At 64.1% G+C, this 12,512-nt stretch carries 13 protein-coding genes; 7 read left to right on the top strand and 6 right to left on the bottom strand.

Translation table 11 applies throughout. The features are described 5' to 3' along the window. Window positions 1-6 precede the first annotated feature (6 nt). The 4 genes from sdhA to LQ564_RS06400 form a co-directional block, all read right to left on the bottom strand. The gene (gene sdhA, locus LQ564_RS06415; protein WP_231057235.1) at window positions 7-1,785 is read right to left on the bottom strand and encodes a succinate dehydrogenase flavoprotein subunit; all 1,779 of its coding nucleotides are present in this window, start codon (window positions 1,783-1,785) and stop codon (window positions 7-9) included. A 2-nt stretch (window positions 1,786-1,787) separates the two neighbouring features. Next, window positions 1,788-2,156 (bottom strand): succinate dehydrogenase, hydrophobic membrane anchor protein, encoded by a 369-nt coding sequence (gene sdhD, locus LQ564_RS06410; RefSeq protein ID WP_231057234.1) that lies wholly within the window; start codon window positions 2,154-2,156, stop codon window positions 1,788-1,790. Window positions 2,157-2,159: 3 nt separating this feature from the next. Then, window positions 2,160-2,573, bottom strand: coding sequence for a succinate dehydrogenase, cytochrome b556 subunit (gene sdhC, locus LQ564_RS06405; protein ID WP_231057381.1), 414 nt, complete (start codon window positions 2,571-2,573; stop codon window positions 2,160-2,162). Window positions 2,574-2,788: 215 nt separating this feature from the next. Next, a complete protein-coding gene (locus tag LQ564_RS06400) occupies window positions 2,789-3,553 on the bottom strand; it encodes a GntR family transcriptional regulator (RefSeq protein WP_231057233.1) in 765 nt (254 codons plus the stop codon). A 261-nt stretch (window positions 3,554-3,814) separates the two neighbouring features. Between LQ564_RS06400 and LQ564_RS06395 the strand changes: the two genes are divergently transcribed. From LQ564_RS06395 to acnA, 4 genes are all read left to right on the top strand, one after another. Beyond that, window positions 3,815-4,804, top strand: coding sequence for a malate dehydrogenase (locus LQ564_RS06395; protein ID WP_231057232.1), 990 nt, complete (start codon window positions 3,815-3,817; stop codon window positions 4,802-4,804). Between the two features lie 85 nt (window positions 4,805-4,889). Next, a complete protein-coding gene (locus LQ564_RS06390; protein ID WP_231057231.1) occupies window positions 4,890-5,879 on the top strand; it encodes an HpcH/HpaI aldolase/citrate lyase family protein in 990 nt (329 codons plus the stop codon). Beyond that, window positions 5,879-6,424, top strand: coding sequence for a hypothetical protein (locus LQ564_RS06385; protein WP_231057230.1), 546 nt, complete (start codon window positions 5,879-5,881; stop codon window positions 6,422-6,424). Before LQ564_RS06390 ends, LQ564_RS06385 begins: the two co-directional genes overlap by 1 nt. A 67-nt stretch (window positions 6,425-6,491) precedes the next feature. After that, entirely contained in the window at window positions 6,492-9,200 is a 2,709-nt protein-coding gene (gene acnA / locus LQ564_RS06380) for an aconitate hydratase AcnA (RefSeq protein WP_231057380.1), read from the top strand. 89 nt (window positions 9,201-9,289) lie between these two features. Here acnA and LQ564_RS06375 read toward each other — a convergent pair whose 3' ends face one another. Further along, the gene (locus LQ564_RS06375) at window positions 9,290-9,580 is read right to left on the bottom strand and encodes a hypothetical protein (RefSeq protein WP_231057229.1); all 291 of its coding nucleotides are present in this window, start codon (window positions 9,578-9,580) and stop codon (window positions 9,290-9,292) included. Between the two features lie 164 nt (window positions 9,581-9,744). On the opposite strand from LQ564_RS06375, the gene budC reads away from it, so the two are divergent. Together budC and LQ564_RS06365 are read left to right on the top strand one after the other, a co-directional pair. Further along, window positions 9,745-10,506, top strand: coding sequence for a meso-2,3-butanediol dehydrogenase (gene budC / locus LQ564_RS06370; RefSeq protein WP_231057228.1), 762 nt, complete (start codon window positions 9,745-9,747; stop codon window positions 10,504-10,506). A 77-nt stretch (window positions 10,507-10,583) separates the two neighbouring features. After that, a complete protein-coding gene (locus LQ564_RS06365; protein WP_231057227.1) occupies window positions 10,584-11,105 on the top strand; it encodes a type II secretion system protein in 522 nt (173 codons plus the stop codon). 8 nt (window positions 11,106-11,113) lie between these two features. Here LQ564_RS06365 and LQ564_RS06360 read toward each other — a convergent pair whose 3' ends face one another. Further along, complete coding sequence (locus LQ564_RS06360) at window positions 11,114-12,133, bottom strand: Kelch repeat-containing protein (RefSeq protein WP_231057226.1); 1,020 nt, start codon at window positions 12,131-12,133, stop codon at window positions 11,114-11,116. 148 nt (window positions 12,134-12,281) lie between these two features. On the opposite strand from LQ564_RS06360, the gene LQ564_RS06355 reads away from it, so the two are divergent. Beyond that, complete coding sequence (locus LQ564_RS06355) at window positions 12,282-12,428, top strand: lmo0937 family membrane protein (RefSeq protein WP_231057225.1); 147 nt, start codon at window positions 12,282-12,284, stop codon at window positions 12,426-12,428. The last annotated feature ends 84 nt before the right edge of the window (window positions 12,429-12,512 follow it).

Raw genomic sequence — 12,512 nt, 5'->3', positions numbered from 1 at the left:
AAAAATTTAGAAAGTACGGGCCTTCGGCTTGAAGGTGTCGACGGTCAGCGGCTTGGTCACCACAGCCTTGTACTCGAGGCGGTTGTTCTCCGAGAACCACAGCGTGTGCTTCATCCAGTTCTCGTCGTCGCGGTTCGGGTAGTCGCTGTGGGCGTGGGCGCCGCGCGATTCCGGGCGGGCCGCGGCCGACACGATGGTCGCCTTCGCGGTCTCGATCAGGTTGTCGAGTTCCAGCGCTTCCACGCGGGCGGTGTTGAACACCTTCGACTTGTCCTTGAACGAGACGTGCTTGCGGCGCTCGTCCAGCTTCATGATTTCCTTGACGCCCGCATCCAGCAGTTCCTGGGTGCGGAACACGCCGCAGTACTTCTGCATGGTGGCGCGGATGTCGTTGGCGACGCCCTGCACTTTTTCGCCCCCTAGCGAGGTCTCGAGCTTGTTCAGGCGGTCCAGGCCGAAGTCGGCCGCGTCTGCCGGCAGCGGCTTGTTCAGCTTCTGCTTCAGGTTCGACGCGACCACGTGGTTGCCGGCCGCGCGGCCGAACACCACCAGGTCGAGCAGCGAGTTGGTGCCGAGGCGGTTGGCGCCGTGGACCGAGACGCAGGCGCATTCGCCGATCGCGTACAGGCCGTTGACGATCTTCTGGCCGCCCGTGCCGTCGGGAGCCACCACCTGGCCGTGGATGTTGGTCGGGATGCCGCCCATCTGGTAGTGGATGGTCGGGACCACGGGAATCGGTTCCTTGGTCGCGTCGACGTTGGCGAACTTGTGGCCGATTTCGAGAATCGACGGCAGGCGCTTCTCGATGGTGTCCTTGCCGATGTGGCGCAGGTCGAGCAGCACGTGGTCCTTGTTCGGACCGCAGCCGCGGCCTTCCTTGATTTCCTGGTCCATCGAACGCGAAACGAAGTCGCGCGGCGCCAGATCCTTCAGGGTCGGCGCATAGCGCTCCATGAAGCGTTCGCCGTTCGAGTTGATCAGGATACCGCCCTCGCCGCGCACGCCCTCGGTAATGAGGACGCCCGCGCCGGCCACGCCGGTCGGGTGGAACTGCCAGAACTCCATGTCCTGCAGCGGCAGGCCGGCGCGCGCCGCCATGCCCATGCCGTCGCCGGTGTTGATGAAGGCGTTGGTCGATGCGGCGAAGATGCGGCCTGCGCCGCCGGTGGCGAAGATGGTGGTCTTCGCTTCCAGGATCATGATGTCGCCGGTTTCCATTTCCAGGGCCATCACGCCGACCACGTCGCCCTCGGCGTCGCGGATCAGGTCGAGGGCCATCCACTCGACGAAGAAGTGGGTGCGGGCACGGACGTTACGCTGGTACAGGGTGTGCAGCAGGGCGTGGCCGGTGCGGTCGGCCGCGGCGCAGGCGCGCTGGACCGGCTTCTCGCCGAAGTTCGCGGTGTGGCCGCCGAACGGACGCTGGTAGATGGTGCCGTCCGGGTTGCGGTCGAAGGGCATGCCGAAGTGTTCGAGCTCGTACACGACCTTCGGGGCTTCGCGGCACATGAATTCGATCGCATCCTGGTCGCCCAGGTAGTCGCCACCTTTGACGGTGTCGAACATGTGCCAGTACCAGTCGTCTTCGCTCATGTTGCCGAGCGAGGCGCCGATGCCGCCCTGGGCAGCGACGGTGTGGGAACGGGTCGGGAACACTTTCGACAGCACCGCCACGTTCAGGCCGGCTTCGGCCAGCTGCAGCGATGCGCGCATGCCGGAACCGCCGGCGCCAACGATGACCGCGTCAAAACGACGGGTAGGGATTGCAGTTTTAATTGCTGCCACGATTACACACTCCAGAGAATTTGCACGGTCCAGGCGGCGCAGGCGAGCAGCCAGAAGATGGTCAACAGCATCAGGAACAGGCGCAGGCCTGCCGATTTGATGTAGTCCATCCAGATGTCACGGATGCCGACCCAGGCGTGGTAGAACAGGCCGAGGAAAGTCACCAGCGAGAACAGCTTGAACCACTGTTTCGCAAACAGGCCTGCCCAGGCTTCGTACGAGAATTCCTGTGCGGTCAGGAAGGACACCAGCAGCACGATGGTGTAGACGGCCATGACGATGGCGGTGACGCGCTGCGCCAGCCAGTCTTTCACGCCGTAGTGGGCGCCGACGACGAGGCGGCGCGGGCCGATATTGTTTTTAGTTGCCATGATTTAAAACACTCCGAACAGTTTCAGGCCGACCAGCGCGGTCAGCACCAGGCTACCGACCAGCACCCAGCGTGCGGTCTTCTGCGCTGCGTCCTTGTCCAGGGCCAGGTGGTTGTCCATGAACAGGTGGCGAACGCCGGCGATGAAGTGGTGCAGGTAGGCCCACGACAGGCCCAGCAGGATGATCTTCACGAACACGTTATCGACGATGCCCGCGAAGTGGGCGAACGAGATCTCGGAACGCAGGCTTTCCTGCAGCAGGTACAGCGTGAACGGCAAGAACAGGAACAGCCCGGCGCCGCTGACGCGGTGCAGGATCGACACGATGGCCGATGGCGGCATGCGATATTTACCCGTAATATCCCCAATGCCAACGTTGCGGAACTCCGGCCGCCCTTTTTTTGCTGCTTCCCTCACGGCTTCGGACATGTAACACCTCCCTTTATGACGACAGTTTTTTAGTGAACCCTTGATTTTCGCCGATTTCGAGTCTGGCTCCAAATTCCATTGCCAGAATCATCAGCCGCGCAACAAACCGGGTGCTGTTCGTCGCTTACGCAAAACCAACTAATTTTAATCGCTTCATGCGATTGTTGCTGACGCCGCCCCTGCGGGTGTCGTCCATGCATTTGCTACGACAATTCGTTCTGGTAGTGGTGGCGGGCGGTCGAATAGATCCCGCGCCGCAGCTCCACTGGTTTATCTCCGTACGAGAACGACACGCGATCGGCGCACAACAAGGGCGTGCCTTCCGCCACCTTCAAATGCTCCGCCGCCTGCGCATCCGCCGACACCGCCCGGATCTTCTCGGTCGCACGAATCATGCGCGTGCCGAACTCGGATTCGAACAGCCCGTACATCGGCCCCTTGTACTCCACCAGCCGCTCCGCCGTCAGTCCCTTGAACAGGGCGCCCGGCAGCCACAGCTCCTCGAGAATGGTCGGCACGCCGTCGAACGACTGCACCCGCTTGATGTACACCACCGTATCGCCCGAATTCAGCTCCAGCAGGCGCGCGACTTCGGCCGTGGCGCGGATGCGCAGCACGGCGATGAAGCGGTTGTCGGGGTGATGGGGGACGCCCTCGTCGGGCATCAGGCGCAGGAAGCGGAAATGGGCGCGTTCCTCGGCGTGGCTCGCCACGAAGGTGCCCTTGCCCTGGCGGCGCACCACCAGGTTCTCGGCCGCCAGTTCGTCGATGGCCTTGCGCACCGTGCCCTGGCTGACCTTGAAACGTCCCGCCAGTTCGACCTCGCTCGGCATCAGTTCGCCGGGCTTCCACTCGCCCGACTGCAGGCTCTGCGTGATCAGGGCCTTGATCTGCTGGTACAGCGGACGGAACGACGGCGATGCGTCGGTGCTCGCGGCATCGCTGCTGTGGGGCGGGACGGGATTCATAGACCGCGATTTCACCACAAATGCGCACCCGAGTCCAGTATAAGACCGTCAGGACATGTGTCTTATATAAGACATATGATATGAATTGACAGAGTGAAGCCCAGAGGCATACACTCGCGATCGGTTTGGACCTCGGCGTGTCCACGCACGGACCCGCGCGATATCCATTTGACAGGGTGTCTGTTTTGGTATCATTGCTGCTTTCCCCTTTCAGGCACCCCTTCGGCTCGACCGTTTTCATTCCCACTTTGGAGATTCATCATGGCTAAAACCCCAATGCGCGTCGCCGTGACCGGCGCGGCCGGCCAGATCGGCTATTCCCTGCTGTTCCGCATCGCCAACGGCGACATGCTGGGCAAGGACCAGCCGGTCATCCTGCAGCTGCTCGAGATCGACAACGAGAAGGCACAGAAAGCGCTCAAGGGCGTCATGATGGAAATCGACGACTGCGCATTCCCGCTGCTGGCCGGCATGACCGCCCACGCCGACCCGATGACCGCCTTCAAGGATGCCGACGTGGCCCTGCTGGTCGGCGCGCGTCCGCGCGGCCCGGGCATGGAACGCAAGGACCTGCTGGAAGCCAACGCCCAGATCTTCACCGTGCAAGGTAAAGCCCTGGACGCCGTCGCTTCGCGTGACGTGAAGGTCCTGGTGGTCGGCAACCCGGCCAACACCAACGCCTACATCGCGATGAAATCGGCCCCGAACCTCCCTAGCAAGAACTTCACCGCCATGCTGCGCCTGGACCACAACCGCGCCCTGTCCCAAGTCGCCGCCAAGACCGGCAAGGCCGTCAAGGACATCGAGAAGATGGCCGTGTGGGGCAACCACTCGCCGACCATGTACGCCGACTACCGCTTCGCCACCGTCGACGGCCAGTCGGTCAAGGACATGATCAACGACCAGGAATGGAACGCCAACACCTTCCTGCCGACCGTCGGCAAGCGCGGCGCCGCCATCATCGAAGCGCGCGGCCTGTCGTCGGCAGCATCGGCGGCCAACGCGGCGATCGACCACGTGCGTGACTGGGTGCTGGGCACCAACGGCAAGTGGACCACCATGGGCATCCCGTCGGACGGTTCGTACGGCATCCCGGAAGGCACCATGTTCGGCTTCCCGGTGACCACCGAAAACGGCGAATACAAAATCGTCCAGGGCCTGGAAATCGACGCGTTCTCGCAAGAGCGCATCAACCTGACCCTGAAAGAGCTGGAAGAAGAGAAAGCCGGCGTCGCTCACCTGCTGGGCTGAGTACTATCACGGCGCAGGCACCCGCCTGCGCCAACCGTGCCATGCCATCCCGCGATGGCGTGGCCGATTCGTTTCAAGACATACCATGCATCCTTCCGAGGTTTTATTCCAGGGCAAACGCCAGCCGCTCCTCCTCCCCGCCTGCGATCACTATTGCGGCTCGGAGAAGCTGATGCGCAAGTCGATGGCCCTGCAACAAGAGCTTGGCCCCGTCTTCGACATCACCTTCGACTGCGAGGACGGCGCCGCCGCGGGCAGCGAGATCGAGCACGCTCTGCTGGTCACGCAATTGATCAATAGCGAGGACAACCGCTTCAACCGCATCGGCGTGCGCCTGCACGACACCGGCAGCGTCCACTTCGCCGGCGACGTCGCCGCCATCGTCGGCGCTTGCGCCGCGCGCCTGGCCTACGTGGTGCTGCCAAAAGTGGAAAGCGTCGACGAAGTGCGCCGCGCCATCGACCTGATCAACCAGCACGCCGCGAAAGCCGGCCGCACGGATCTTCCCGTGCACGTGCTGGTCGAAACCCATGGCGCCCTGCACGACGCCTACGATATCGCCGCCCTGCCGCAAGTGGAGTGCCTGTCGTTCGGCATCATGGATTTCGTCTCCGCCCACTATGGCGCGGTGCCGGCCAGTGCGATGCGCACGCCGGGCCAGTTCACCCACCCGCTGGTGGTGCGCGCGAAACTGGAGATGGTCGCGGCCTGCCATGCCCACGGTAAGGTGGCCTCGCACAACGTCACCACCGACATCAAGGACAGCGCGGTGGTCGCCAACGACGCCCAGCGCGCCGGCGCGGAATTCGGCTTCACCCGGATGTGGAGCATCCACCCGGACCAGATCAAGCCGATCCTGAAAGCCTTCATGCCGCGCCTGTCGGAAGTGAACGAAGCGACGAATATTCTGACGGAGGCCATGAATGCGGGATGGGGGCCGATCGCGCAACACGGCCGCTTGCACGACCGCGCGAGCTACCGATATTATTGGACCGTGTTGCAGCGCGCAAAACTGGCTGGCCTGGCGCTGCCGGAAGCCGCTGCGGCCATCGTCAACCAAACGGATTCCCAATAATGGCCCCCCTCCTCTCCCGTCTCCTGGCTGCCGGCGCGTTCGCGTTCGCGGCCATCGGCGTTTGCATGCCCGCATCCGCCGCCACTGAAAAACACCCGAAGGCCGAAGCTGTCCTGAAGGCGCAGGCCAAGGCGAAAGCGAAGCCGAAGAAGGCGACCAAGGCCGCCGCCGCCGTCACCGCCGCAGCAGTCGCCGCGGCGCCCGCGGCCAGCGCCGAGGAAGTCGACGAGCCGGACATCACCGACACCGTCGTCACCGAATACGCTTGCGAACTCGGCAACAAGATCACGATCTACACCAACGCCCAGGACGACGCCCACATCGCCCTGCGCTGGAAGAAACGCCTGCACCGCCTGAACCGCGTGGGCACGACCACCGGCGCGCTGCGCTTCGAAAACCCGCACTGGGGCCTGATCTGGATCGGCATCCCGGCCAAGGGCATCCTGCTGGATTCGAAGCTGAACCGCCAGCTGGCCAACGAATGCAAGAATGCCGAGCAGTCGGCGCCGGTGACGGCGTCGCTCCCGGTCGAGAAGAAAAGCTGATCCGGGGCCGCACGCCATGGATCGCCTGCAGTTTTGAACGAAAAAAATCCCCACTGAAGGAGAGATGATGTCTCACAACACCCTGAACACTCTGAAGGAATTCCCGGCCGGCGCCGGCCAGACCGGCCAGTACTACTCGCTGCCAGCCCTGGGTGAAGCCCTCGGTGTGAACCTGTCGCGCCTGCCGGTGTCGATCCGTATCGTCCTCGAATCCGTCCTGCGCAACTGCGACGGCAAGAAGGTCACCGAAGAGCACGTGAAGCAGCTCGCCAACTGGGGCGCGACCGCCGAGCGCACCGACGAGATTCCGTTCGTCGTTGCCCGCGTCGTGCTGCAGGACTTCACCGGCGTGCCGTTGCTGGCCGACCTGGCCGCGATGCGCAACGTCGCCGCCAAGACCGGCGCCGATCCGAAGAAGATCGAGCCGCTGGTGCCGGTCGACCTGGTGGTCGACCACTCGGTCACCATCGACCACTTCCGCGAGCCGGGCGCGCTGGACCTGAACATGAAGCTGGAATTCCAGCGCAATAACGAGCGCTACCAGTTCATGAAGTGGGGCATGCAGGCCTTCGACACCTTCGGCGTGGTGCCGCCGGGCTTCGGCATCGTCCACCAGGTCAACCTGGAATACCTGGCGCGCGGCGTCATGAAGCAGGGCGAAGTGTTCTACCCGGATACCCTGGTCGGCACCGACTCGCACACCACCATGATCAACGGCGTCGGCGTGGTCGGCTGGGGCGTGGGCGGCATCGAGGCGGAAGCCGGCATGCTCGGCCAGCCGGTCTACTTCCTGACCCCGGACGTCATCGGCGTCAACCTCACCGGCAAGCTGCGCGAAGGCTGCACCGCGACCGACCTGGTGCTGACCATCACCGAACTGCTGCGTAAAGAGAAAGTCGTCGGCAAGTTCGTCGAGTTCTTCGGTTCGGGCACCCGCTCGCTGTCGACCACCGACCGCGCCACCATCGCCAACATGGCCCCGGAATACGGCGCGACCATGGGCTTCTTCCCGGTCGACGAAGCGACCGTCGACTACTTCCGCGGCACCGGCCGTACCGAAGCCGAACTGGCAGCCTTCGAAGGCTACTACAAGGCGCAAGGCATGTTCGGCATCCCGCAAGCCGGCGAGATCGACTACACCCGCGTGCTGGAACTGGACCTGTCGACCGTGACTCCGTCGCTGGCCGGCCCGAAGCGTCCGCAGGACCGTATCGAACTGGGCTCGGTGAAGAACACCTTCACCGACCTGTTCAGCAAGCCGACCACCGCCAACGGCTTCAACAAGTCGCCTGACGACCTGAACAAGGTCTACGAGACCAGCAACGGCGTGCGCGTGAAGAACGGCGACGTCCTGATCGCCGCGATCACCTCGTGCACCAACACCTCGAACCCGAGCGTGCTGCTGGCCGCCGGCCTGCTGGCCAAGAAAGCCGTCGAGCGCGGCCTGACCGTGGCGCCGCACATCAAGTCCTCGCTGGCCCCCGGCTCGCGCGTGGTCACCGAGTACCTGACCGCCGCCGGCCTGCTGCCCTACCTGGAAAAGCTCGGCTTCGGCGTGACCGCCTACGGCTGCACCACCTGCATCGGCAACGCCGGCGACCTGACCCCGGAACTGAACGCCGCGATCATCGAGAACGACATCGTCGCCTCGGCCGTCCTGTCGGGCAACCGTAACTTCGAAGCGCGTATCCACCCGAACATCCGTTCGAACTTCCTGGCCTCGCCGCCGCTGGTCGTCGCCTACGCGATCGCCGGCAACATGACGCGCGACCTGATGAACGAGCCGGTCGGCAAGGACAGCAACGGCGTCGACGTCTACCTGGGCGACATCTGGCCGACCTCGCAGGAAGTCGGCGAACTGATGCGCTTCGCGATGAACTCGGAAGTGTTCCAGAAGAACTACGCCGACGTGAAGGGCAACCCGGGCGAACTGTGGGAACGCGTGTCGTCGACCGAAGGCCAGGTCTACAACTGGCCGGAATCGACCTACATCGCCGAGCCGCCTTTCTTCAGCGATTTCGAGATGACCCCGAAAGCCGCCGCCACCGGCATCACCGGCGCCCGCGCGCTGGGCGTGTTCGGCGATTCGATCACCACCGACCACATCTCGCCGGCGGGTTCGATCAAGGAAGACGGTCCGGCCGGTAAATGGCTGAAGGACCACGGCGTCCTGAAAGCGGACTTCAACTCCTACGGCTCGCGCCGCGGCAACCACGAGATCATGATGCGCGGCACCTTCGCCAACGTGCGTATCAAGAACAAGATGATCCCGCCGAAAGCCGACGGTAGCGCAGTCGAAGGCGGCATCACCATTCACCAGCCGTCGGGCGAACAGCTGTCGATCTACGACGCGGCGATGAAGTACGTGGCGGAAGGCACCCCGACCATGATCTTCGGCGGCGAAGAGTACGGTACCGGCTCGTCGCGCGACTGGGCCGCCAAGGGCACCCAGCTGCTGGGCGTGAAGGCCGTGATCTGCCGTTCGTTCGAGCGCATCCACCGCTCGAACCTGGTGGGCATGGGCGTGCTGCCGCTGCAATTCATCGGCAACGACAGCGTCGAGTCGCTGGGCATCACCGGCAAGGAAACCTACGACCTGAAGGGCCTGGAAGGCGAGATCAAGCCGCAACAACTGGCGACCCTGGTGATCCACCGCGAAGGCGGCGAATCGCAGGAAGTCAAAGTGCTGCTGCGCATCGACACCCCGATCGAGGTCGACTACTACAAGCATGGCGGCATCCTGCCGTTCGTGCTGCGCCAGCTGCTGGCTGCGTAATGCTGTGCAGGCCCGCTTCGTGCGGGCCGCTACAAGTCAAAAGGCCGGGACCTGTGAAGGTTCCGGCCTTTTTTATCACAGGGCAGCTGTCAGCGCCCAATCCCGAAACCGATCCCGACGCCGCCGCGCCCTCCACTCCCGACACCGACGCCGATCGAGGTCGACACGCCTCCCCGTGCGCCGCCGTTCTGGCCGGCGGAGCGCAGGATGCAATCGCGCCACGGGTCCGTGTTCGGCACGAAACCCATCTGCGTGCATGCCGGCCCGTACTCGAGCATCATGCGCCCCACTTCGTTCTGCTGGGCCTGGGCCCGATCTTGTGGGGTGGCACATCCCAGCAAGCATAGCCCGCTTGCCGCCATCAATATTGCAATGCGCATAGCAGTTCTCCTTGAGCAATATGGCTTCAACTCGACAGCCGATGGGTCGATCATACGCCTCAATCGGGTTCGCTAGCCCGGCTCGGCGGTCAAGCGAAACAGGCGTCGCAAGGCGCTGTGATAAGGTCGCCTTCAACTGTTTCGACCAGATCAAAGGAGAAAGGATGAACCGTTTCAGCGATAAAGTCGTACTCGTCACCGGCGCCGCTTCCGGCATCGGCCTGGCCGCCGCCCGCCGTTTTCTCGATGAAGGCGCGCGCGTCGTCATGCTCGATATCGACGAGGACTACCTCAAGAAATCCGCTGCGGAACTGCCGCAGGACCGCGTGCTCGTGCACGTCGGCGATACCGCGAAGAAGGAAACCGCTTCCGCTGCCGTCAAGGCGGCCGTCGACCGTTTCGGCGGGCTGCATGTCCTGATCAACAATGCCGGTGTCGCGACCGAAGGCGACATCATGAAGACGAGCGAGGAAGACTTCGACCACGTCATGTCGGTCAATGTGGCCGGCTATTTCCACATGGCCAAGGCGGCGATGCCTGAGCTGGTGAAGACGCGCGGTTCGATCGTCATGACCTCCTCCGTCTCGGGATTGGGCGGGGACTGGGAAATGTTCGCGTATAACACCTCGAAGGGCGCGGTCAGCAATATGGTGCGCGCGATGTCGATGGATGCGGCCAAGGACGGCGTGCGGGTGAATGCGGTCAACCCCAGCTTCACGGTGAGCCGCCTGACCGAGGACATGCTGGCCAAGCCCGAGCTGGTCGCCGAATTCAAGAAGCGCATGCCGCTCGGCGCGCCCGAGGATCCGGAAGGCGTGGCGGCGGCGATGGCCTTCCTGGCGAGCGAGGATGCGCGCCTCATTACCGGCGTGAACCTGCCGGTCGATAACGGGTTGAGCGCCTCCAACGGACAGCCGCACCAGTAGTTCGCAGCGCTCGCAAGCGCGCGCCCCGTGGCGGGCTTTCATATTAAGATCGCGTCAACTAACGTTATCATTTTACTATGAAAGCACGTTTGCTATCGTTCGCACGCCGCTGCCGGGAACGCGGCTTCACGCTCGTCGAGACGACCGCCGTCATCGCCATCACGGGAACCCTGGCCGCCACCGCGCTGCCCAGGCTGACGGCATTGGGCGGCGAGGCGCGCCAGGCCGCCCTCGGCAGTGCCCAGGGCGCCCTCGCCAGCGTGGCTGCAATGTCGCACGCGAAATTCCTCATCAACGGCGAGACGACGCAGACCTTCGAGGACAGCACCATGACGCTGGTGCACGGGTATCCGGCGGCGAACCAGGCAACGGCGGACGCGGCCGGATTGAGCATCGGCTATGTGGTCTACACCGGGGCGTCGGGCGGCGGCGCCACCACGCCGCCGGTCTTTGCCGGTTCGATGTCGCTGGTCCCCAAGGCCATCGCAGGCACCGCCAGGGCGCGCGCCTGCTACCTGGTGTACGAGCAGGCGTCGGCTGCCAGCCCGAGGCCGAAGATCAGGATGGGCGACAGCACGACTGCCGAGACCTGCATCTGATCCTGGAACTACCTGGTTGGAAGCTCGATGGCTTCCAGCACCCGGCTCGCCCCGACCCCGACCTTCTCGCCGCCACCCATCAGGAAGATACGATTGCCGACGCTGGCTGCGCCATGACCGTGCCGTGGCGTCGGCATGGGCGGTAGCGCGGACCAGCGGTCGGTTCCGGGGTCGTACACCCAGGCCTCCGCGAACACCTTGGCAGCCGGCAGGAACTGTTCACCGCCGAACGCGTAGAATTTGCCATTGACCGCGGCCGCAGCCAGGCCGCCCTGGGCCTGGGGCATCGGCGCGCGGGTTTCCCAACGCCTGGTGGCCGGGTCGTAAACTTCCAAGGTCGCCAGGTTGACCGGGCGCTGCCGGCCATCGGCCTGCTTCACCATCTGGCGTCCGCCCACCACGTAGATCTTGTCGTCGATGACGGCCGCCGCCGCGCTGTTGCGCGCAGTCGGGGCGTCGGGGATGCGCTCCCAGCGGCCCGAGGCGACGTCCAGCGCTTCGCTGCGGGCGCTATCCATGTGCTCGTTGATGTGCGCCGCATCCGGGCTGTTCGGGACGCGTCCGCCGATGAAGTAAACTTTGCCCCGCACCGAAGCGACGACGCCCTCGGCGCGCGGCTGAGGCAGCGCGGGGCCGGACGACCAGCGGTTCGCCTGCGAGTCGTAGACGAACACCGTCGCATGCGCGCGCCAGTCGGGAATCGCGCCGGAAAAGCCGCCGATGCCGTAGAGCTTGCCGCCTGCTTCGGCCAGGGCGATGTGGTGCCTTGCCTCGGGCAAGGGCGCCAGCGTGGTCCAGCGGTCGGTTTTCGGATCGTAGGCTTCGACCCGGTCCGTGAAGCCCGGCGCCTGGGACAGGATGCCGCCTGCGACGACGATCTTGCCATCGATTACGGCGGGATAAAGTTCTTGCCGGGCGATGGGAGCGTCGGCCAGCCGCGACCAGTGCGGCGCCTGCGCTGCCGCCTGCCATGGAACCACGATCGACGCGGCCGCAAGCGCGCCCAGCAAGCTGGAATTCAAGGCCATCTTCGTTCTTCAGAAAAAATGATCAAAAAACTAAGCGCATTGTACGGCCACGCACGGAAGAGACGGGTACAGGAGCGGATGATGGACTCATCGGGAAACCAGACAGCGCGTCTGGTCTGCGACTCTCTTACCCAAGTGGAGGCCTATTATGCTTTATACCATTGCTATCGTACTTCTCGTCCTGTGGCTGCTCGGCATGGTCACGTCCGTGGCTGGTGGACTGATCCACATCCTGCTGGTCGCCGCCGTCGTCGTGATCCTGGTGCGCCTGTTCACCGGCCGAAAAGTGTTATGACGAACCCGGGCTGCAAACGAAAGCCGGCGCCTTGATACGCGCCGGTTTTTTTTCGCCGACTCGGTCACCCTATTCACTCTATTA

The organism is Massilia phyllostachyos (genome assembly GCF_021044825.1).
Classification (GTDB): domain Bacteria; phylum Pseudomonadota; class Gammaproteobacteria; order Burkholderiales; family Burkholderiaceae_D; genus Telluria; species Telluria phyllostachyos.
This window is presented reverse-complemented; position numbering and strand designations above follow the sequence as displayed.

Bases quoted from the DNA above. Each gene is read 5' to 3' on its own strand.
- sdhD (WP_231057234.1), bottom strand. From the start codon at position 2,156: ATGGCAACTAAAAACAATATCGGCCCGCGCCGCCTCGTCGTCGGCGCC.
- LQ564_RS06400 (WP_231057233.1), bottom strand. From the start codon at position 3,553: ATGAATCCCGTCCCGCCCCACAGCAGCGATGCCGCGAGCACCGACGCA.
- LQ564_RS06395 (WP_231057232.1), top strand. From the start codon at position 3,815: ATGGCTAAAACCCCAATGCGCGTCGCCGTGACCGGCGCGGCCGGCCAG.
- LQ564_RS06390 (WP_231057231.1), top strand. From the start codon at position 4,890: ATGCATCCTTCCGAGGTTTTATTCCAGGGCAAACGCCAGCCGCTCCTC.
- LQ564_RS06385 (WP_231057230.1), top strand. From the start codon at position 5,879: ATGGCCCCCCTCCTCTCCCGTCTCCTGGCTGCCGGCGCGTTCGCGTTC.
- acnA (WP_231057380.1), top strand. From the start codon at position 6,492: ATGTCTCACAACACCCTGAACACTCTGAAGGAATTCCCGGCCGGCGCC.
- LQ564_RS06375 (WP_231057229.1), bottom strand. From the start codon at position 9,580: ATGCGCATTGCAATATTGATGGCGGCAAGCGGGCTATGCTTGCTGGGA.
- budC (WP_231057228.1), top strand. From the start codon at position 9,745: ATGAACCGTTTCAGCGATAAAGTCGTACTCGTCACCGGCGCCGCTTCC.
- LQ564_RS06365 (WP_231057227.1), top strand. From the start codon at position 10,584: ATGAAAGCACGTTTGCTATCGTTCGCACGCCGCTGCCGGGAACGCGGC.
- LQ564_RS06360 (WP_231057226.1), bottom strand. From the start codon at position 12,133: ATGGCCTTGAATTCCAGCTTGCTGGGCGCGCTTGCGGCCGCGTCGATC.
- LQ564_RS06355 (WP_231057225.1), top strand. From the start codon at position 12,282: ATGCTTTATACCATTGCTATCGTACTTCTCGTCCTGTGGCTGCTCGGC.